The organism is Paenibacillus sp. KS-LC4, from assembly GCF_036894955.1.
Lineage (GTDB): Bacteria > Bacillota > Bacilli > Paenibacillales > Paenibacillaceae > Pristimantibacillus.
On record NZ_CP145905.1, the window covers coordinates 667,945 to 689,906 of the forward strand.

Genomic DNA, 21,962 nt, shown 5'->3' on the forward strand with positions numbered 1-21,962 from the left:
TTTTCATCTAGTAGACTACAATAATAATCATTACATATATTTCTATTTTTTACAATTGTAATTTTGTGAACGTTCTGAATAAGGTCATGCAATTAAAGCAACCATACACGAAAAATAGCCCCCGCCTCCATGTTGCTGTGGAGGCGGGGGCTGCTTGTGCATGAGGCAATTGTTTAGCAGGGGCTCGAAAACTACTCGTTCACGACGTCAGCGACGAGCTCGCTTGCGACCTCAATGACTTTAGGAATGACCACATCGTTCGTGCCGGAAACGTATATATCCCCTTGATAATGCCGGAAGGGAATGGAAGCATCGCCGATGCTCCACATGAAGAAATCTCCTTCAATGGACATGGTGGTAGCGCCTGTTACGGTATATACCGAGGTATACGAAAAATCAGGCTTGGACGCAAAATATTGTTTGCATTCCTCCAAAGAAATCGTCAGTGCCGACGAATGGTTATTTTGCAAGGCTCTTGTAATGCGATAGCGTTTGCTCATTGAAAACCCTCCAATTTAAGATGTGGAATAACTATTTTTTCAGTTGGCAGCCTTGCGTTCTGTCATATAGGTTGCCAGCCCGAGCGTTAGTGCTAGCCCGACAAGCACAGCCCCGACCCACGGAAGTGCATGTAAGGACAGATGGGTGATGACCCAGCCCCCGATAAAAGCACCAACGGCATTGCCGAGATTACCGGCGGAATGGCTGGACGTAGAGGCCAGCGCGGGCGCTGCTTTCGCCAGACTCATAATTCGAACCTGTAGCCCCGGCATGACCGCGAAGGAGCCGGCTCCCCAGAGGAAAATCGTCACTACAGCCGCTATAGGACTATGAATTGTAAACGTTAAGATAGCTAAAATGACAGAGATGAACACATAAAGCCCCAATATGGCAGGCATTAGCTTCCAATCGGCCAGCTTGCCGCCGACGATGTTGCCAAGCGTTACACCGCAGCCGAAAAGCACCAAAATCCACGTGACACTGTGCTCAGCAAAGCCTGACACCTGCGTAAGCAGCGGCGTAATATACGTAAAGACGGCGAACAGCCCGGAGTTGCCTAGCGCGCAGATCAGCAGGAAGACTAGGAGCTTAGGTCTGGCAAGGGCAGCTAGCTGCTGAACGATGCTCGCGGCTTGTTCCTGCTTTATTTTTGGAATGAAGATCAGTATGCCTGACAGGGCGATAACGCCCATGATGGCAATGGCTCCGAAGGAGGCGCGCCAGCCCATGTTTTGTCCGATAAAGGTGCCGAGAGGCACGCCTATAATATTGGCAATCGTCAGTCCAGCCATCATGATGGATACGGCTCCGGCCCGTTTATTTGGCGGCACGAGATTAGAGGCAATTACCGCTCCGACGCCGAAAAAGGTTCCATGTGTCAAGGCGGTTAGGACACGTGCACCCATCAGGACGGCATAGCTCGGCGCAAAAACGGAGATGACATTGCCGAGAATGAATAAAATCATCAGCAGACATAGCAGTTGCTTTTGCGGAATTTGCTGCGTAAGCATGGTCAATATGGGAGCGCCGATTGCGACGCCAAGCGCATACATCGTAATGAGCTGCCCAGCAGCCGAAATGCTGACATGCAGGTCTGTGGCGACATTAGGCAATAGCCCCATAATGACAAACTCGGTCATGCCAATGGCAAATGCTCCGACAGTAAGCGAGAGAATCGAGACGGGGAACGGCTCTTTCGCGGCTTGCTTCTGGGTCAAACGTTGGGAAAACTCCATGATGTAAATGACAACCTTTCTGCTGTGCGAACTAAAGCTCCAATCGTTACGATACATATCCGAGCAATTAGACCTATTTCATCATTATTTAGGTTTTTGCATGTAATATCAAGCTATTTATACATGGCGTTAAACAAATTTATATTAGATATTCGGCATCTGGTTATGCGCGGTGGGGAGCATGTGAAGGGCTACCGGCTGCCAGCCAGCGGCTTCATATATACAACAAGGGGTAACGCGCGGGTTGCAATGGACGGAACGGGGAAGACAAAGCAGACTTCAGATGATGGAAAAAGGGACGACCTAGAAGTCAGTTTTTACTGACTCTTTGGACAGTCCCTTTTATGCCGTGCGGAACGAACTTGTCGCAGCTATGCTGTTCTGACAGCCCGCATAGGCACTCAAATGTCCGTGATATACCAATTCCAGCTTGGGCGTATGCTGTAGATCGCCAGGTGTTACGAGCAATGGCGACTTGTCGATCAGAACCATTCCGCTTCGCTGAAACAGCGTTGCGACGAATTGCGAGCAGAAGAACGAATGCTTGCGCTCCCATTCAATATTGAATACGACGCCTAACATGCCGACCAAATTATAGCTGTACAGATCTTGATTTTGCTCAAAATGCTGGACTTGGTTTCTTAGATTGTCATAAACCACGGGGCTTACCGTGCAGCGATAAAGGGCGCACATCGATTCGCCGAAAAACGTGCTCGTCACATCCTCTCGCACGAATCCACCGAAGAAAGGATTGTTCGGATTTTTCCTGCCGAAGCTGTATACTTCGCGCAGGTTCGAATCAAAAGCGATCGAAGCATGATTCAGCGGGTCCTTCGTAAACGAGCGAATAATCTTGGTCAAGACCGTGCCTGTGTCCGTTAGAAGCACGTAAATCTCTTTTTCTATACTCATCCCCTATGACCTCCACATGAAAGAACTTTCGTCTGTTATTAACTGTAATACAGGGGAAAATTCTGTGGAACCTTCTAAGGTAATAGCTGATCCCCGACCATGGTCTAGTTTCATACGGTGGCGTATGTCATTTCTTCATAATTATGTCCGTAGCAGCTGTTATAGCTCCACACTTCATTGTATTCAGGCAAAGGAATATGGAAAAAGGCGAGTGACGGCAGTGGAAGCCTATTATTTTGCTTGGCTAGTCGCAGGCATTGTTGCTGATACCAATTGATTCGACGATAGTAAAGGGGCCGTCATCCATAAATTTTTATTGTTCAGAAGCTCGCTCACGTATAGTCGATGCATAAGGCGTGTGTTTCCTATCGGGGCTCATTCCTATAAAATGATAAGCATGTTGCGGATGAGAAAAAGGTGGTGAGCAAAATGTCTGATCATAAATATGGCTTGCAAGCGGGCCAATACGAACTGCTGGACAACATATGGTTCAAGCTTAGAGGAGTCGAAAAAAACAATGGCAGCTCTGGGAGCTGGGAGCTTCGGCTGCAATTCATTGAATCGCATATGCTGCTGCTTATAGCATCCGGCAGAGGCTGGATTACCGTAGATGGGCGGTATTTGGAGCTAAGAGCGGGCACTGCCTTTGTTTGTACGTCTGGGCAATTAATCGAGGCCTTTCATGAGGCTTCCGGTGAGCGAGGGCTCTACGCTGTACGCTTTGATGTGTTTGCTCAGCCGCAAACGTCGGAGTGGCAATCACACAATGAGCCGCTGCCACCAATTCTGCGGTTTCCCATCGAAGGAGAAATCGTGGTATCCTCCATAATTGAATGGACGGCCCTTTGCGAGGCAATGAGCCACTCTTTACAAAGCGAAAATCGTCTACAGCGTATGCGCGGACAAATTCAATTTTATGAGCTGCTGCATAGCTTGCTGCAAGCTGGCAAGCGTGTAACAGACACCGATTCCGAGGTGGCATTAGAGCGTGCCAAGCTATATATGGAGCAGCATTACCGCGAGGAGTTGACGATCGAGCTATTGGCGAAGGAGGCTGGAATCAGCTCGCGGCATTTTATCCGACTATTTAAGCAGGCCTACGGCTGGAGTGCCATTGAATATTTGGCCAGATATCGCATAAGACAAGCTCAGGAGCTGATGAAGCTTAATACGGAATACCAGCTTAAGGATATTGCCAGCTATGTCGGTTATCAGGATGAGCTGTATTTTCGGCGCAAATTCAAAAAAATAACAGGCACCCCGCCTGCTGCATTTATGAAAAACGCCAAAAAAAAGGTCGTCGCCTACCATGCTAATATGATTGGGCACCTGCTGGCGCTGTACATTACGCCTCATGCGGCTCCGGGCGATCATCCATGGACCGAATATTATCGTCGAAAATATGGCGCTCATTCTGTTCTACCCCTAGCGCAGAATGAGGATATGAGAATAGAGCAGATACGCAGCACGAACCCTGACTACATCATCGGGCTTAAAGAATACACGAGCGCGGAAGCTGGTAAGAAGCTGGAGGGACTTGCGTTAACGTATTTGATGCCTTGGCTGGAGCATGATTGGCGTATGCAGCTAAAATTGCTCGGGCAGTGGCTGGACAAATCCTCGGAAGCGGAGGCTTGGCTTGATCAATACGAGCGCAAATCTCGTGCTGTGCGAGAGCAGGTGAAGAAGGGATGGGGCAAGGAGCGTCTGCTTATCGCCCGAATATCAGGGCAGGCGATTCACATTTTGGGCAGCAGAAGCTTGGGTGAGGTCTTTTATGAGGATCTCAAGCTATTACCAGCATCTGGCGTTATTCCACATCAGCCTGAGCAGCAATGGACGCGGGAGGAGCTTATGCGAACGGATGCGGATCGACTACTGCTCATTATAGAGGATGATGTAAAGGCAGAGCGGGCTTGGCAGGAGCTAAGAGAGTCGAAGGAGTGGGGGATGGTGAAGGCGGTCAGAAACAGGCGAATCGACCAGCTTCCTTCCTACCCATGGACGGAATACACAGCCTTCACGCAGGATTTGGTTTTGGATGAGGTATTAAAGCTGTGGCGTAATCGTACATAAAATGTTGGCGACATCGTCGATAGGCGAAGAGGGACGTATCCGTTATACTCACTAACAGTGATATTAATTCTCATTTTCAAGTGAGGAGCAGACATATCGACCGTTCAGGAGGGTACAGAAAAAATGAAACATGCAAAGACAGGATTACTGCTGGTCATGATCACGCTTATGGCGCTAGTAATGGCCGCTTGCTCAAGCAACAATGGACAAGGAAATACATCCGCAGCAGCATCGCCAGCCACATCGCCAGAGGCTGCCCAAGCATCCAGCGAGCCAAGCGCCGCCGCAGCGGATAATGTTCGCACGGTAGCTAGTGAGAAAGGTGACGTTACGATTCCGGCAAACCCGAACAGAGTGATAGGGCTGTCCATTGTATATCCAGAATTTCTACAGGCGTTGGGCGTTACGCCAATAGCCGTACAAAATTTTCATCCGGAGTTCCCAAGCTATTTAGAGGAAGCGTTCAAAAATACAACTAAAATGGGCATTGCTAGAACCCCGGATTTTGAGAAAATATTAGCCGCAGCGCCTGATTTAATTATTGCGCCGACATGGTGGTCAGACAAAGATTATGACCAGCTTACGAAGATTGCGCCAACGGTATTGCTGCCGCAGCGTGATGACTGGCGCGATGAGTTGAAGGATATTGCTGGCGTATTAGGCAAGCAAGAGGAAGCGGATAAGGTTATTCAAGACTTAGTTGATCATGAGCTGGCAGCCAAGGAGAAGCTGGATACGCTCGTAGGCGACGAAACGGTTATGTATATGATGATTATGCCTGATGGCATCGTGCTTTATGGTGAAAACATTGACCGCGGCAGCTTCGTTCACAAGACGCTGGGTCTTAAACCGGTTGAGAATTTCCCTCAGAGCGAGCTTTCTGTCACGATATCGCTGGAGAAATTGCCGGAGTACAACCCGGATCATATTATTTTGCAGATGAATGATGACAGCAATGAAACGATTCAGCAATATTACAAGGAAATCCAAAGCAGCTCACTATGGAAAAACATGACGGCTGTGAAGAAAAATCAGGTGTATTTGGTAGGCGGAGAGGAATGGTTCAATCTGGGTATGTCTCCTCTGGCGAATCGTTATGCGATAGATGCCGTTCTTGATATTTTTGAAAATAAAGGTCAATAGGGCGATGACTCTATCGGAGAAGTTTTTTGTTACCTCGGTGGCAGCAGAAAATCCGTTATTGAGCTTTACGCTGGTGGAGCTGAGTGAGCCGCAAAATGCCGGGCTGCTGCTCCGAGCGTACGCTCCCATGCTTGGAACCGAGGATATGCGCGTAGCAGCCGCTTTCTTTTGCACCTGGTATGCAGGCGTTTGTGGAGCCATGCACAGCATGCTCGCCGCCGCAGATCGCAGAGCCTTCGCTTTGCGAATGAGTAATATGTCCGTGCAGCTCAGCCGAATGGACAACATGCCGCTGTTTTCCTTTTATATTCACGAGGGCTGGAGTGAGAACCCTATTGCCGAGATTCCCGACGAGGGGCTTGCTGAAAATGCTCAAGCTGCGCTGTCTATTTTTTACCGGGATGAAGTGAGCCCCATTATTGCTGCACTTTCGCAGGCTTCAGCCAATCAAGCTGCCCTGCTATGGAAGCAGATTTATAATGAACTCTACGGCTACATGGAGGAGGAAGCTATGGAGGCAACGAGCGAGGAGAGCCGGGCAGCAGTCCACGACCGATTCAGGCGCTGGACCTCGGACATGGAGCCGGAGGTGTTCGGACTGCGCCGTAATCCATTTCGTATGACACCCCAATTTATGGAGCACCCAACTGCTCCCGGGCAGCTGATGTTTGTGAAAGCGACCTGCTGCCTAGCCTACCGGCTCGAAGCGTTTCGCGGCTATTGCGGCAATTGTCCCATTGTTCAGAGCTAGAGAATCAGATGCTGCCGCTTAAAGCGCGAGGCATTAAACAGAGAAGAAGGTCTGCAGCCCCCTGCATAATGGGGAGGGAGCAGACCTTCTTTATTAGGTCTTTAGGACCATTTAATTTATGCCATTAATTACTATAATTAAAATATATACAACTACAATATGGAAAGGGAAGATGGTATTGGTATATTTCATGAGGAGAAATGTGATTTTTGTATTGTGCTTAGCGCTTATCCTGTCAGCTGGGTCAGTTGGCTTTGGTTATCAGGCAAATGCTGCCGCATTATTGGAGGATGGCTTTGATGGCGGGGCCGGAAACTGGACAGCTACTAATGGAAGCTGGTCGGTCGTACAAGACAGCGGCAATGCGGTATATTCCCAAACCAGCACAAGCGAGGGCCGCACGTCTGCTGGAAGCCAGTCATGGACTGATTATGCGGTTGAAGCGGATGTGAAGATCGTTGATTTTAATGGTTCAACTAGAACGTATGTGGCGGGCAGATACGTGAATGGAAATAATTTTTACGCCGCTTCCCTGTACAACAGCAGCGGGGGGACTCTTGAAATTAGGAAAAAAGTAAGCGGTTCCACGACAACGTTGGCGAGCAAAACGAACTTTGGTCTAGCAACCGGTGTATGGTATAAGGTGAAGCTCGAAATGAGCGGAACGAATATTAAGCTTTATGTAAACGGTCAGCTAGAGCTAACGGCAACCGATTCCAGTCTTGCTGCAGGTGCTGCGGGATTGGTTACCTTGAAGTCATTAGCTCAGTTCGATAATGTAAGCGTTACCAACTTGGCAGCAACGACTCCAACGCCTACGCCAAGTGCGACTCCGGCACCAACTCCGACGGTGCAGCCGACGACAGCTCCATCGCCTAGCCCGACTGTAACGCCGGTACCTACACCGACGGCCGGGCAGACGAGCGAATATCAATTGACTGGCTTTGCCCAAGGCAATACAGGAGGAGGCATCCTTTCAGAAACAGACGCCGCTTATATGAAAGTATACAACGCGACAGATCTTGCTGTTGCGCTGAAGAAAGGCTCGGGCTACAAGGTCGTGGAAATTATGAATGACCTCGATCTGGGCTGGAATGAAATTCCGGCAGCGGCCAAGGTATCGCCGTTCGCCTCTCACAATAGCCCATTAACGCATCCCGTGCTGCTCCAAACAGGTGTCAGCAAAATTACAGTAGACGGCTTTACAGGCCTGACGATTTTCTCAGCCAACGGCGCAACCATTAAGCATGCCGCTTTTACCTTCAAAAGAAGCTCGAATATCATCGTCCGCAATCTTGAATTTGATGAGCTGTGGGAGTGGGACGAAGCGACCAAGGGTGATTACGATAAAAACGACTGGGATTATATCACAATCGAAGATAGCAGCAAGTTTTGGATCGATCATTGCACGTTCCATAAAGCGTATGACGGACTGGTCGATGTGAAAAAGGGAAGCAACGGCGTCACCATTTCATGGTCCTCCTTCTTGAGTGACGACCGCAGCGCAGGCAGCTGGGTCACTCAGCAAATCAATGCGATGGAAGCGAATCAATCAGCTTATCCGATGTATGCTTTTTTAAGAAGCAGTGCAGTGGGTCTGAGCAAGGACGATATTATCGCGGTCGCTGCCAGCCAAAAGAAAGGGCATCTGGTTGGAGCGACGGAGCTTGCCAGCGATAACGCTGCGCTTGAAGTGACGCTCCATCACAATTATTATCAGGATCAGCAGGATCGGATGCCTCGCCTGAGAGCTGGAAACGTCCACGCCTACAACATCGTCATGGACAGCGCGGGCGCATGGAGCGCCAGATCGCTTATTACGCCAGCGATGGAGACGGCCATTTCCGGCAAGGGCTATCATTTTGGCGTCACGAGCAATGGAGCGATTTCCACAGAGAATGGCGCTGTGCTGGTCGAGAAGTCAGTCATTATCGACGTTTATTATCCGCTTCGCAATAATCAGAAAAATGCGAGCAATGCGGTCTATACGGGGAAAATAGCAGCTACAGATACGATCTATTCGCTGAATGGCACCACGTTTAGAGGAAATAGCGATACGGCGGGGAGCCCTCTATCTCCTGTGCCAGCGGCCATTATTCCTTTTTCCTGGAATGGCTTCACAACGCTTCCTTATAGCTACACGGCAGATGATCCTGCCACGTTAAAGGCAAGGCTGGTTGCCGCAAACGGAGCAGGCTCAGGCAAGCTCTCATGGGCTAAAGTGAATTGGCTGCAAACGAGCTAAGCGATGGGCTAAGTGTCTAAATTTGGCAGCAACCGAAGCAATAGGCATAGAGAGACGAGCAAGGGTGACTACGATCGCCCTTGCTCTTTCCCATTTGCGGCTTACTGTTTGCCAATCGAGCACTAAAAGGTATAATAAATTATTCGAGGTGATGACGATGGCAAGATCAAAAGAATTCGAAGTGAATGAAGTATTAGACAAAGCCATACAGCTATTCTGGACACAAGGGTACGAAAAAACTTCAATGAATGAGTTGGTTAGCTTTATGGGCATCCACCGCAGAAGTATTTATGATACGTTTGGGGATAAGCATGCCCTTTTTATGAAAGCTCTCGAGCGATATGGGGCTAAGCAAGCCAACAGAATGAAACTGCACCTTGAAACACAAAGGCCGGTCAAGGCGCTAATTCGGGAGCTGCTAGAGTCGGCTTTAACAAATGAAGGAGAGCCTTTAGGGTGTTTTTTGGTCAATTCGGGTGTTGAGCTTGGCGTGTTGGACGAAGAAGTTGCAAGCCTAGTTAATGGAAGTTATGACTACATGGAGAAATTACTCATGAACGTTGTCATAAAGGGTCAGCAATCGGGTGAGCTTAAGACGGATTTTGAGCCTGAAGCGGTTTCCCAATATTTAATGAATGCGTGGCGGGGGCTGCGTACGCTGGTTAAGACAACAACGGATCAACAAAAATTAAATCATATTTTTGATATGACAATGTCCGTCTTAGATTAAAAGTGCAATTGCAATTCGAGAGGCAAACGGTAGTCGTAAAATAATTCTTTACCGATCGTTCTAAAACTGATATGCTAACAGCAAGTTAGATCTAACTATTTTTTATTCAATTTAGAATGATCGTTCTAAAACGAGGCTAAAGCTCATTTAAACGAATCTGCACGTTATAAGGAGAGAATACGATGAAATATACCGTTATTACAGGAGCAAGCTCAGGGATTGGTTATGAGACGGCATTGGCGTTCGCTGCACGTGGCAAAAATGTGATTTTGGTAGCAAGAAGACTGGAAAAACTTGAAGAGCTGAAATCGACCATTCAAGGCTTGAATCCTAGTGTTGATGTTATCGTTCGCACGAGCGACCTGTCTGACACAGAACAGGCATACACACTGTATAACCATTTAAAGGAGCATCAAATTGAAACTTGGATTAACAACGCGGGGCTCGGAGAATCTGCTTTTGTAGCAGACCATCATTTGGGTAAAGTCCAAACGATGCTGCGTCTTAACATTGAGGCTCTGACGATTCTGTCTACTTTGTATGTGCGTGATTATGCGGATGTTGAAGGCGCTCAGCTAATTAACGTCTCATCCGCACTCGGATATGTCATTGCTGTTGGGAGTGTTGCTTATTCTGCATCAAAATACTACGTAAGTGCCTTCACTGAAGGCCTTGCAAAAGAATTAGAGCTGAAGGGTGCGAAGCTGAAAGCGAAGGTGCTGGCACCAGCTATAACGGAAACAGAATTTTTGAATAAATCCTTAGATACTGAGGCATTCGATTTCAAAGCAAATATGTCTAACTATCACACAGCAAAAGAAATGGCGGGCTTCATGGTAAATCTTTACGATAACGACGAAGTGGTAGGAATGGTAGACCATAACTATGCTTTCAATCGGAGAGACCCAATCTATCCGATCCTTTCAGAATTTTAAATTCAATTCATATATTTTCGGAATGCTTGGATTAGAAAATCGTGCTCGCTTCGAGATCGAAGTAATGAAGGCTATCATCGGGAAAATAGGGGTAAACAGAGTGAATAAATCAATCATTTTCGATATGGCAATTAGGGTGAAAAAATAAATACAGTTCCTCTAAATAACGCTTCAATATTTAAATCATTTTACCGATAACTCAATTGATAGCTGAATTACAGAGATACTCGAAGGGAGAGCGGTTATTCATGAAATTAGTCAAGTTAAGTTTATTGATTTGCCTGCTTTTAAGTGTGGCGAGCACAACTTTATTCGCCGCGACTACGAAATCAACAGCTGATTTCACTGATTTGAAGGATTTGGATGCAGCGACGAAAGCCAAGTTTGATGCTCTGCTTAGTGCGGGGGTTTTCGACGGTGTCTCGGAAGACAAGTTTGGGCTGAAGGAAGAGATGAATCGCGCTCAATTTGCGAAGGTAGCTGCTTTAATTTTCGGACTAGAGGTGAATTCGGACCTTAAAACCTCGAGCTTCAAAGATGTGAAGGATGATAACGCCTCCTTCGGCTACGCCTTGCCCTACATCGAAGCTCTTAAAACAGCAGGAATTACAGATGGTTACGGAGAGGGCACCTACAACCCAGCAGGTAAAGTTTCAAAAGAGCAGCTGGCTGCCTTCCTGATCAAAGGATTGGGAAAACAAGAAGAGGCGAAGCAAACAGAAGGTGTAAACGACAGTTCCGTATCCGAGTGGGCTAAAGGTTATGTTGCCCTTGCAATTAACAATAAGCTTTTAAGCAATGGCGATGATGGAACGTTTGGCGGAAAAAGCAATGCGACAAGAGATATGCTTGTTGTCGGTTCATATGAGGCAGCCGTACAGACAGGTGTTGTGAAAGACGTTGTTTCGACGCCTACTCCAACGCCAACACCAACACCAACACCAACATCGACATCATCATCCTCGTCATCATCAACATCAACATCAACAAACAGTCCGACGGCAACGCCGACACCAGATCCAACGGCAACGCCGACACCAGATCCAACGGCAACGCCGACACCAGATCCAACGGCAACGCCGACACCAGATCCAACGGCAACGCCGACACCAGATCCAACGGCAACGCCAACAACGGATCCAATGGCAACGCCGACAACGGATCCAATGGCAACGCCAACAACGGATCCAATGGCAACGCCGACAACGGATCCAATGGCAACGCCGACAACGGATCCAATGGCAACGCCAACAACGGATCCAATGGCAACACCGCCATATACACCGCCATATACACCACCGACCCCTTCGGAGCTTCCTTAAGAAGTGTCAGTTTAACATTATAATCAGCATGGTTCATGCTGTTAATATTTAAGTGCAAGTAGTAGAAGGAGCAATGGCGCTAAAAGCTGCCCTTGCTCTTTTTTTGCTCCTAAAGCAAAGCGGTAGGCACTAGAAGGCGGATAGCTTTCGTCAGGACATCTAATGTTATAATAGCTAGTAAACTGACGGAGTAAGAAGGGTGAGAGCATGAGTGTAATTCGTTTGGAAAATGTGACGAAGAAATATGAAGAGGCTATGATTTTTCGCGATATTTATTTTCGCGTGAGCCAGGGGGAACGAATTGGCCTCATTGGGCGCAATGGAGCCGGCAAGTCGACGGTTTTTAAGCTCATTATGGGAAAAGAAGAGCCAACGAACGGTAAGGTGGAAATAGATCCGAAGGTGAAAATCGGGTATTTTTCTCAATTTTCAGAGATGCGCGGAAGCCTGTCTGTCCAGCAGGAGCTGGAAATGTGCTTTGAGCAGGTTGCCCTTATTGAACGGGAGCTGCAAGAGGTTGGGGAGAAGCTGGGCCTCGTCTCCGATGATGGCGAAATGAATGAGCTGCTCGCGAGGCAGGCGGAGCTTTTCGAGCAAATGGATCACTTGGATGGCTGGAACGTGTCTGTCGAGATCAACACCGTTCTGACGAAGCTGGGCTTCACCGATCGTTCACGCCATCAGCCCATTGATGAGCTGTCTGGCGGCTGGAGAAACCGTGCAGCTTTAGCGAAAATGCTCATTGAGCTGCCTGATGTCGTTCTGCTCGACGAGCCGACTAACTATTTGGATATGGAGGGCATTGCGTGGCTGGAGCAGTGGCTCTACCGCTTTAATGGCGCGATGATCCTCATTTCTCATGATCGGCAGTTTATCGACAAGGTCGTCACGCATATCATCGAGATAGAAAATTATCATTTTCAGCAATACGAGGGCAATTATACAGACTATATTCGTAAAAAGAAGCTGCGAAAGAAGGAGCTGGATCGGCAGTTCGAATGGGAGGAAGAGCTGCTGCTGATGGAGTCGGAGGCTATCGACAGCCGCTCCAGCAAGAAATCGTCCAAAGACCGACTGTCCCGCAAATTGGCGGATAATAAGAAGCGGGTACAGCCGAATCCGGTGAACGTGCTGATTACGGATATTTACGAAAAGATGCGTTTCCCGGATAAGCTGTGCGAGGTTAAGCAAATCGGGCAAACCTATGAGGAGCGCGCTATTTTTCAGAACGTCAGCTTTGATATTCAGAAGGAGGATCGCCTGGTCATCGTTGGGCCGAACGGGAGCGGGAAGTCCACGCTGATCAAGGTGCTGACGGGGCAGGAGCAGCCGGAATCAGGCGAGGTCACTTGGGAAAAAGGGGTCAGCTATGCGTATTTCAACCGAATGTGGGAGGAGCTTGATCCTAAGGATACGGTGAGCCATGCCGTCAATACGTACGGTCTTGGACTCGATGCCCCGCGAAAAAAGGTAAACAAATTTCTGTCGATGCTGCAATTTTCCGAAATGGATTTAAGCAAGGTCATTGGCAGCCTTTCCGGTGGACAAATGGCCCGAGTCGCCTTGGCTAAATGCCTGCTTTCTGGTGCGGCTGTTATCATTTTGGATGAGCCGACGAACCATCTGGATTTAATGAGCATTCAGGTGATGGAGCAGGCGCTTATACACTTTCCCGGCGCTGTCGTAACTGTAAGCCATGATCGGTTTTTTATTGATAAAATTGGCACCAAGATGCTGGTGTTCGACCCGGAATTAGGCATTACTCAGCAAAATCTATAACAGGGGATGACGCCGATGAACTGGAAAGTAAAGAGGACGGCCAAGCAGTTGTCGAGCAATATTTTAAAGTGTAAATGTCCTAATTAGCTAAAAAGCTCAAAAAAAACGGTACTTCATCAAAAGATGGAGTGCCGTTTCTTTATTGTGCGAGCGCTTCTTCGGTTATTTTGCGAATATCAATAGGGGAGAGGGTGCCTTCATGAATAATATCTGGAAGGATATGCTCGAGGAAATATTTTACGCAGTGGAGATTGATGTTTTTGATTTTAATGATTGCATAGCGGTACATGACGATAAATTCCTTCTCGGTATTTCCGCGCTGGAGCTCAGCGAAGGCCTCATACACCTGATCCATTTTATCAGCAACTTCCAAAATCAGACCCTCTACTGAATGGTCTTTGCCCTCACGCAGCTGCCTGCGGAAAGTAGCCTGAAACTCCTCAGGTATATTCTCCTGAATAAAATGCTCGACCATGCCATCCTCAACCTGCTGGAGCATTGACCGCAGCTCAAGGGAGTAGTGCTTGACGGGCGTCTTAATATCACCGATAAATATTTCGCCATAATCATGGCTGCTTGTAATTTCATAAAGCTTCTTCCAATCAATGGCGACGCCGTTCTGCTCCTCGATATCGGCAAGCGTCTTGGCGTACTGAACGACCTTCCAGGAGTGAGCCGACACGCTATGCTCCTCAAACTTGAATTTGCCGGGAGTACGAATAATGCGTTCCAAATCGTTAAGGGATCTAAAGTACGTATGAATGCCCATGAGTACATCATCCTTTATTGTAGTTGAGTATGATTCGACTATACGCCGGCAATGTTATCGCAGCATTAACGCTATGTGTCGCTCAGGTCAATTTTCAAATTCATTGATAGCGACAGCAGGAATTCCACTATGCCTCTCATTAGCCCATCCAAATCGCTATTTGCAGCGAATCCGAAAAATGGATCCCTAATACGAAATTTGAAGCCTTACCGGAACGGAGATGGGCCTCTACAATGGATAAAGAAGGCATTTCAGTCTGTAGAGCAAGATTCCAACGTAGTATGGGGGATTTAGATAGTGAAAATACGGCACGAAGCACAATCGGCGGCACCGCTTGTTGCAAGCACGAGAGCGGCTAAGCGCAGCAGATGGTTCAGGAGGCTGTACGGCCAGAGGCATGTGCAGGTAATGGCGCTGCTTGGCATTTTATGGATGATTATTTTTAATTATGTCCCGATGTACGGCATTATTATAGCGTTCAAAGAGTTTAATATCGTCAAGCCCATTAGCGCAGCGCCTTGGGTAGGCTGGTCGCATTTTCAAGAGTTTTTTCAAGACGAGAGCTTCGTCAATGTCATGCGCAATACGCTGGGCATCAGCTTGATTAAGCTAGCAATCGGTTTTCCGCTGCCGATTATATTCGCTTTATTTTTGAACGAGGTACGGTCGGTGCTGTTCAAAAGATCTGTGCAGACGATATCCTATCTGCCGCATTTTTTATCATGGGTTATCCTTGGCGGTATTTTGACGACTTGGCTGTCGGATGTAGGCATCATTAACCACGTACTTCTGGCGCTTAACGTCATTAAGGAACCGATCTCGTACCTGGCAGAGCCCGATTATTTCTGGGGTATTATTATTACCTCTGATATCTGGAAGGAGCTTGGCTGGTCAGCCATTATTTATTTGGCCGCAATCTCCAGCGTATCGCCCGAAATGTATGAGGCTGCTACGATTGACGGGGCGGGCCGCTTTCAAAAAATGTGGTACGTTACACTGCCAAGCATCAAAGCGACGATTTCGATTTTGTTCATTCTCGCTGTGAGCGGCGTATTGAACTCTAATTTTGATCAAATTTTGGTGCTAAGAAATTCCTTGAATGAAAGCGCCAGCAATGTGATTGATATGTTCGTCTACCAGACGGGCATGCAGCAGGGACGCTATTCCTATGCGACAGCTGTTGGCTTGTTCAAATCCGTTATCGCCCTTATTTTGCTGCTAATAGCCAATCGTGTAACGAAAAAAATCAACAACACCTCGTTGTTTTAGGAAGGAGGCGACTGGCTTTGCTCAGTTTGAAACGAAAAACAAAGGGAGAAGCGGTATTCGACCTCTTTAATAGCTTAGGCATGCTGCTCGTGTGCTTTGCGACCCTGTATCCCATCTGGTACGTTCTCGTGAATGCATTCAATGAAGGGCAGGACGGCATGCGCGGAGGCATTTACTGGTGGCCTCGGGTGTTCAGCTTTGAAAGCTTTGAGGCGGTATTCCATAGTGCGGGCATTATGACGGCAATGGGCATTACTGTAGCGAAAACGCTGCTTGGTGTTCTGCTGCATGTTTTTTTCACTGCGATGGTAGCCTATGCCTTTTCTCGCAGAGGGCTGATCGGCGGCAAAATGTACATTTTAATTGGCACGGTTACGTTGTTTTTCGGCGGCGGCCTGATCCCTACCTATTTGCTGATTAGAGATTTGCATCTGCTGGACAATTTTCTCGTGTACATTATTCCGGCGATGTTCAGCTTCTTCGATCTCATTATATTCATGACCTTCTTCCGGGAAATTCCGGATGGGCTGGAGGAAGCAGCGAAAATCGACGGAGCGAATGACTGGGGCATTTTCCTCAAGGTGGTGCTGCCCGTATCACTGCCGGTCATTGCGACGATTGCGCTGTTCCATGGGGTCTATCAGTGGAATGACTATTTTGCCGGAGTCATCTACATGAACAACATGGATTTGCAGCCGATCCAAACGTATTTGTACCGGGTAGTGGCACAGTCCAGCTCGAATCAGATGGTTGCTGCCATTCCGGGAGGCGTAGGAAAAACAGTTACGTCGCAGTCGATCAAGCTGGCAACGATGGTCGTCACGACGCTTCCGATTGTACTGGTTTATCCTTTCTTGCAAAAGTACTTTGTCAAAGGCATGATGATTGGCTCTATTAAGGGCTAGTCAACATTCTAATCAAATAGAAAAGGGGAAAATAATAATGGTTAAGCAACCGACATTGAAGCAGCTACTATTGCTGCCGCTTGCCGCTGCTCTCGTATTTACGGCCGCTTGCTCATCGAACAGCACTACGAACGAGGGGGCAACGAATGGGGGCACGCCTGCGGCCTCCACTGAGGTGAAGCTGACGCAAGAGGATAAAGGCTGGGAAGTGGATAAAAGCCCGATTACTTTCGATTGGTATATTAATTTTTCGTGGTTTCCTAATAAGTGGGGTGTAGACGACACATCCAAGTATATTACGGAGAAAACAGGCGTAGACATTAACTTCATCGTCCCTGCCGGAAATGAGGCAGAGAAGATGAATACGATGATTGCCTCCGGCAGCCTGCCTGATTTCATTACGCTCGGCTGGTTCGAGGATGCCGTCAAGAAGATGATAGAAGGCGATATGGTGCTTCCGCTTAATGAACTGGCTGACCAGTATGATCCATATTTCTACAAGGTGACCGACCCGGCGAAGCTCGCCTGGTACAAGCAAGAGGACGGTCATATCTATGGGTATCCGAACGCCTCCTCCTCGCCAAAGGATTACGAGAAGTTTGGCGACAGTATCACCTCTACACAGACGTTCCTTGTACGCAAGGACATGTATGAGGCTATCGGCAGCCCGGATATGCGGACAACAGAAGGCTTTCTTCAAGCATTGGCTGCTGCAAAAGCGAAATTTCCCGACATTAACGGGCAGCCATTAATTCCGCTGGGGATGTATGATTTTAATGAAAAGGGCAACAGCTCGCTGCAAGCTTACCTTCAAAACTTTTTAGCTATTCCATACGAAAAGGATGGACAGCTGTATGATCGCGACACAGATGCTGAATATGTAAAATGGCTCAAGACGATGCGCCAAGCGAATGAAAACGGCCTGCTCTCGAAAGACATATTCATTGATAAGCGCCCACAAATGGAGGAGAAAATCGCCCAAGGCCGTTACTTTGCAATGCTGTATTCGAGATCCGATCTGGCTAACCAGCAAAATGCGCTATTTGCAAACGATCCTAACTCTATTTATATTGCGGTGGATGGGCCAGCTAATGCTTCGCAGGCTCAAGCAACGCTTGCAGGGCCATCCATTTCTGGCTGGACCGTTACCCTCATCTCCAAAAATGTGAAGGATAAAGCGCGGGCGATTCGCTTCCTGGACTACCTCATTTCCGAAGAGGGCCAGCGGGATATGTTTTTCGGCAGGCAGGGCGTAACCTGGGATACAATAGACGGAAAAGACCAATTTTTACCTGATGCATTGGAGCTGCTTAATTCCGATCGTGGTGCCTTTGATAAAAAATATGGTGCCTCCCATACCTTCTGGATGCTGATGGATACGAATTTGACGCCGGAATGGTCGCCGCCAGCCGTTGAGCCATTCAAGCAGATGGAAGACTGGACGCGCGGGAAAGCGCTCAGTCTGTCGCAATTTGATCAGCTTGACCCGACGGGTGCTTCGGAGGAAGGCATTATGAAGACGAAGCTGGACCATGAATTTGGCAAGGCGCTTCCGAGGCTGCTGCTTGCGAAGTCAGATGCCGAGTTCGATAGCTTATGGCAGGAGTATTTGAACAAGCGCGATTCTCTTGGCTTTGCCACCGTTCAGGCGTATAAGCAGAAAAAGTATGAAGAGAACGTAGCGAAGCTGGCAGCATTCATTAACTAATACAGGCCAGAACCGGGCATACATCCCGGCATCAGGTGCGCCAAATCCATGATGGACTGGCGCGCCTTTTGCCGCCTGTAAGCAAGGCGGGGGCTGGGCCGTGAAGATGGAAGTGAGCCTAACGTGGGAAGGCAAATTCGGAGTTATTTTCAGACGACGGCTTATTGGCTGGGCAGAAGATCCATGCAAAGCCGTCTGGTCGCCGCGTATATTTTTATTTTGCTGTTTCCTAGCATTGTGGTGTCGAATTATTTGTTTGGCGAAATTAGAGACAGTCATATAAATGACACGCTTAGGCAGGGGCAGTATTTGGTGGAGCTGGAGAAGGTAAATATACTAAACCAAATCGAAGCGATGGAGCTGGCAGCCCAGCTTACGATGCTAAGCGCGGATATTACCGGCTATGTGTCTGCACATAAGGAGTTTACGACGGAGGAGCTGCTCGATTTGTACCGGGGGCCGCTAACCGATGTTATCAATATTCAAACGAACAATCCGAACATCGCCCATTTGCGCCTGTTTGCAGACAATGACTACATATCAGAAATGTGGCCGATTGTGTTTCATGAGCGGCGTATTCAGAAGGAGCCTTGGTATTCAGAGCTTACGGAGCTAGGCAGCAAGGAGCTGTGGGTTTTTAAGGAAGAGGATGCCGATATTTTGCACCGGAATGTGACGGATGTCCATAACCAGCTGCCGAAGGTTTCCCTGATGCGGGTCGTCCGGGCAGGCAGCGAGAGGATTGGCGTCATTCAGGTGGAAATGCTGCTGAAGCATTTTGCACCAAAGGCATTTGCAAGCTTGCAGGATGAGGGCTCGCAGATGATGCTTGCGGACAGCAAGGGAAGCATTGTGTTAGATGAGCTCCAAGCTTTCGCGGGCACAGGCAGCAATCCGAAGCTGCGAACAGCCATTAAGGAGAATTACGCTTCAATGAAGGAGCTTGGGCAGCAGGAATTACGTTTTGCTGTGGATGACCATCCTTATTTGCTTATTCGTACGCCGGTGGAGCAAGCGGATGCAGATTTACTCCATATCATTTCCTTGGAGCTCGTGTATGAACGCGTATCCCATGCGCAATTTCGAATTATGGCGGTTAATGTTGGGCTGATTGGCTTACTGTCTATCATTACGTATATGATGAATGCCATTATTCTCAAAAATTTGCGGCGCTTGACCGAGGCGATGAAGAAGGTTCGGCGGGGCGAGACGCCGACGGGGCTGCCCCTCAGCGGGGGCGGGGAAATCGGCGAGCTGGCGTTCCATTTTAACAAAATGATGCAAACGATTAATGAACTGATTGCCCAAGGCGTAAGAAAGAAGGCACTGACGAAGGAAGCGGAGCTGCGGACGCTGCACAGCCAGATCGACTCCCACTTTTTGTACAATACGCTGGAAAATATTAAAATGCTGGCCGAAATCGAGAACCAGCGAACCATCTCCGACTCGCTTACGTCGCTGGGCGGCATGATGCGCTACAACTTCAAGTGGTCAGGGGAATATGTGCGCTTGCAGGATGAAATTCGCCATATTCAAAACTATATTGATGTCATGAATATTCGCTTCGACGAGCCAATCGTTCTTGAACCGAGCATTGAGCCGGACTTGCTGGAGGTGGAGATGCTTAAAATGTCCTTGCAGCCGATCGTTGAAAATGCGCTTAAGCATGCCTGGCCAGAGCTGGGGGAGCGGCAGTGTCTTATCCAGATTGCCGCTTTCGAGCAAGCGGATAGCGTAATTGTCATTACATTGCGCGATAATGGGGCAGGAATTGCTCCTGGGCCGCTTGCGATTCTCAATGAACGCATCCAGCTGGAACGGGCAGGCGACCGCCTAATGGATGAATATGAACGAAGCGCAAAGCCGTTGTACGGCATAGGGCTGCGCAATGTGCATCAGCGCATTCGCATCTATTACGGCAAGCCCTATGGCTTGCAGGTGCGCAGCGAGGAAGGTCATTTTACTGAAGTTATCATAACGCTGCCTAAGGTATTGATTGCAGGAGGAGGGAATGACGATTAAAAAGCTGCTGATCGTAGACGACGAGAAAAATATAAGAATTGGCCTGAAAACGATGATTGAGCGGGAGTTTCCAGATCATTACCATATTCGGTTAGCTATTCATGGAGTGGATGCGCTGGCGCAATATGAGAGCGAGCAGGCCGATATCGTCATTACGGACATTCGCATGCCAGTGATGGACGGCCTTGAGCTGATCAAGCAAGTGATGAAGCAGCCGGAGGAGAAGCGAAAGCCCGTTTTTATTATTTTGAGCGGCTATGATGAATTTACTTATGCGAAGGCAGCGATTGAGTATCAAGTCAGAGATTATATTTTGAAGCCGATTCGCCGGGATGAGCTGTTTGAATCGCTGCGCAAGAGCGAAAATTTTTTGCAGGCTCAGGCTGAGCTTGCCCGAAAGACGGCAGAGGGCGACAAGTACCGTGAGCAGGTTCGAATGAGCCGTTTGAAGGAATGGCTCAGTCAAGGTGAGCTGATGGATGGGCAGGAGGAGGGGGCGCGTCTCGATCTAGATATTCCCTTCGAAGCGATCACCTTGCCATGCCATGTAGCTATACTCAGCTATAAATCCGAGAACGGGGAAGCGTTGAACCGCGATGAGCTGGAGCCGCTCGCTTGGAGTCTGCTTGGGCAGCTGGGCGGAACGATTGCTGCATCCTTTATGGACAGCGTGGGCAGGCTTGTGCTGATAGGGGACCGGGCAGCGCAGTTTCACGAGCTGCTGAGGCAGACTGGGGGCAAGGAGCTCGAAGGGCTGCGTTTGGGGCTAAGCACAGAGGCAGCTAGGTATGAGGATTTGCGCAGCTGCTATAAGCAGGCAGAGGAAGCGCTGCACTATTCCTTTCTATATCCGGGCAGCCGCTTGCTCCTGTATCAGGATATTCGCGCGTCGCAGCGCCGCATGCATCCGATGCCGGATGAAAACATTCGCAAGCTAGGCAATATGCTGGGTACTGAGCGGGAGAGGGAAATTCAAGCGCTGCTTAAAGCTATTTTTCGGATCGAAGAATTGGCTGATATAGATATTAATTATTTGCGTCAGGTGGGCAAGCGAATGAATGAGCAGGTGCTTGATGAGGTGTTTCGCCTGTACGGAGAAGCTTCTATTGACGTGCTGAAGCTGTACCGCAGAGTCGGCAGCATGGACAATTTCCGCAGCTTTCATGATTATTACCGCAGTCTGGAGCATTTGCTATACAGTGTGAATGAGTATGTGAGAGGCATTCGTGCTGCCTATAACGAGCACGCAGAAATCAATGCGGCTATCGCTTATATGGAGACGAACTATGTCCGTCCGCTTAATATGGCGGTTGTCAGCAATTATGTCGGCCTCAATTACTCTTATTTCAGCGAAGCGTTTAAGGCGCAAACAGGAGAGAGCTTCGTCTTGTATTTGAAAAAGCTTCGTATCCGCAAAGGTAAGATGCTGCTTGAAGGCACGAATGATAAAATGCAGGATATCGGAAGCGCTCTAGGCTTTGAGAGCAGCAAGCAGTTTACTCGTGTATTCAAGGAACTGGAAGGGATCTCTCCGCAGGAATATCGGCTTAAGGTTAGAGCTGCGGCTAGTCTTGGGGAATGAACGACTTAGGGAAAAATGTGAAGCTGCATTGACACCAGCCCGTCAATTAGCGATGATGAAGGTATTCGTTCTTGGAAT

General features: G+C 48.4%; 17 protein-coding genes. 13 read left to right on the forward strand and 4 right to left on the reverse strand.

Annotated elements, in window-relative coordinates; all coding sequences use genetic code 11:
- Window positions 1–191 precede the first annotated feature (191 nt).
- The 3 genes from V5J77_RS02930 to V5J77_RS02940 form a co-directional block, all read right to left on the reverse strand.
- Window positions 192–500 (reverse strand): hypothetical protein, encoded by a 309-nt coding sequence (locus V5J77_RS02930; RefSeq protein WP_338554297.1) that lies wholly within the window; start codon window positions 498–500, stop codon window positions 192–194.
- Between the two features lie 39 nt (window positions 501–539).
- Window positions 540–1,736: an MFS transporter gene (locus tag V5J77_RS02935; RefSeq protein WP_338554298.1), complete on the reverse strand. Its 1,197-nt coding sequence runs from the start codon at window positions 1,734–1,736 to the stop codon at window positions 540–542.
- Between the two features lie 342 nt (window positions 1,737–2,078).
- Window positions 2,079–2,648: a hypothetical protein gene (locus tag V5J77_RS02940; protein ID WP_338554299.1), complete on the reverse strand. Its 570-nt coding sequence runs from the start codon at window positions 2,646–2,648 to the stop codon at window positions 2,079–2,081.
- A 429-nt stretch (window positions 2,649–3,077) separates the two neighbouring features.
- On the opposite strand from V5J77_RS02940, the gene V5J77_RS02945 reads away from it, so the two are divergent.
- The 8 genes from V5J77_RS02945 (at window position 3,078) to V5J77_RS02980 (ending at window position 13,629) form a co-directional block, all read left to right on the forward strand.
- Window positions 3,078–4,724 (forward strand): helix-turn-helix domain-containing protein, encoded by a 1,647-nt coding sequence (locus tag V5J77_RS02945; RefSeq protein WP_338554300.1) that lies wholly within the window; start codon window positions 3,078–3,080, stop codon window positions 4,722–4,724.
- 123 nt (window positions 4,725–4,847) lie between these two features.
- Window positions 4,848–5,867, forward strand: a complete 1,020-nt coding sequence (locus V5J77_RS02950) for an ABC transporter substrate-binding protein (RefSeq protein WP_338554301.1) — start codon at window positions 4,848–4,850, stop codon at window positions 5,865–5,867.
- A gap of 4 nt (window positions 5,868–5,871) precedes the next feature.
- Window positions 5,872–6,618 carry a (2Fe-2S)-binding protein gene (locus V5J77_RS02955; RefSeq protein ID WP_338554303.1) on the forward strand — a complete coding sequence of 249 codons (747 nt, stop codon included), beginning with the start codon at window positions 5,872–5,874 and terminating at the stop codon, window positions 6,616–6,618.
- Between the two features lie 202 nt (window positions 6,619–6,820).
- Window positions 6,821–8,863, forward strand: coding sequence for a family 16 glycoside hydrolase (locus tag V5J77_RS02960; protein WP_338554304.1), 2,043 nt, complete (start codon window positions 6,821–6,823; stop codon window positions 8,861–8,863).
- A gap of 157 nt (window positions 8,864–9,020) precedes the next feature.
- A complete protein-coding gene (locus tag V5J77_RS02965; RefSeq protein WP_338554305.1) occupies window positions 9,021–9,593 on the forward strand; it encodes a TetR/AcrR family transcriptional regulator in 573 nt (190 codons plus the stop codon).
- Between the two features lie 182 nt (window positions 9,594–9,775).
- Window positions 9,776–10,528: an SDR family NAD(P)-dependent oxidoreductase gene (locus V5J77_RS02970; protein ID WP_338554306.1), complete on the forward strand. Its 753-nt coding sequence runs from the start codon at window positions 9,776–9,778 to the stop codon at window positions 10,526–10,528.
- Between the two features lie 248 nt (window positions 10,529–10,776).
- Window positions 10,777–11,850 (forward strand): S-layer homology domain-containing protein, encoded by a 1,074-nt coding sequence (locus V5J77_RS02975; protein ID WP_338554307.1) that lies wholly within the window; start codon window positions 10,777–10,779, stop codon window positions 11,848–11,850.
- Window positions 11,851–12,057: 207 nt separating this feature from the next.
- Window positions 12,058–13,629: an ABC-F family ATP-binding cassette domain-containing protein gene (locus V5J77_RS02980; RefSeq protein ID WP_338554308.1), complete on the forward strand. Its 1,572-nt coding sequence runs from the start codon at window positions 12,058–12,060 to the stop codon at window positions 13,627–13,629.
- 139 nt (window positions 13,630–13,768) lie between these two features.
- On the opposite strand, the gene V5J77_RS02985 is transcribed toward V5J77_RS02980, so the two are convergent.
- Window positions 13,769–14,398 (reverse strand): YfbR-like 5'-deoxynucleotidase, encoded by a 630-nt coding sequence (locus tag V5J77_RS02985; protein ID WP_338554309.1) that lies wholly within the window; start codon window positions 14,396–14,398, stop codon window positions 13,769–13,771.
- A 303-nt stretch (window positions 14,399–14,701) separates the two neighbouring features.
- On the opposite strand from V5J77_RS02985, the gene V5J77_RS02990 reads away from it, so the two are divergent.
- The 5 genes from V5J77_RS02990 (at window position 14,702) to V5J77_RS03010 (ending at window position 21,884) form a co-directional block, all read left to right on the forward strand.
- The gene (locus V5J77_RS02990; protein ID WP_338556520.1) at window positions 14,702–15,667 is read left to right on the forward strand and encodes an ABC transporter permease subunit; all 966 of its coding nucleotides are present in this window, start codon (window positions 14,702–14,704) and stop codon (window positions 15,665–15,667) included.
- Window positions 15,668–15,684: 17 nt separating this feature from the next.
- Window positions 15,685–16,572, forward strand: coding sequence for a carbohydrate ABC transporter permease (locus V5J77_RS02995; RefSeq protein WP_338554310.1), 888 nt, complete (start codon window positions 15,685–15,687; stop codon window positions 16,570–16,572).
- Between the two features lie 37 nt (window positions 16,573–16,609).
- The gene (locus V5J77_RS03000) at window positions 16,610–18,280 is read left to right on the forward strand and encodes an extracellular solute-binding protein (RefSeq protein WP_338554311.1); all 1,671 of its coding nucleotides are present in this window, start codon (window positions 16,610–16,612) and stop codon (window positions 18,278–18,280) included.
- 123 nt (window positions 18,281–18,403) lie between these two features.
- Window positions 18,404–20,302 (forward strand): histidine kinase, encoded by a 1,899-nt coding sequence (locus V5J77_RS03005; RefSeq protein WP_338554312.1) that lies wholly within the window; start codon window positions 18,404–18,406, stop codon window positions 20,300–20,302.
- A complete protein-coding gene (locus V5J77_RS03010; RefSeq protein ID WP_338554313.1) occupies window positions 20,292–21,884 on the forward strand; it encodes a response regulator in 1,593 nt (530 codons plus the stop codon). Before V5J77_RS03005 ends, V5J77_RS03010 begins: the two co-directional genes overlap by 11 nt.
- Window positions 21,885–21,962 lie beyond the last annotated feature (78 nt).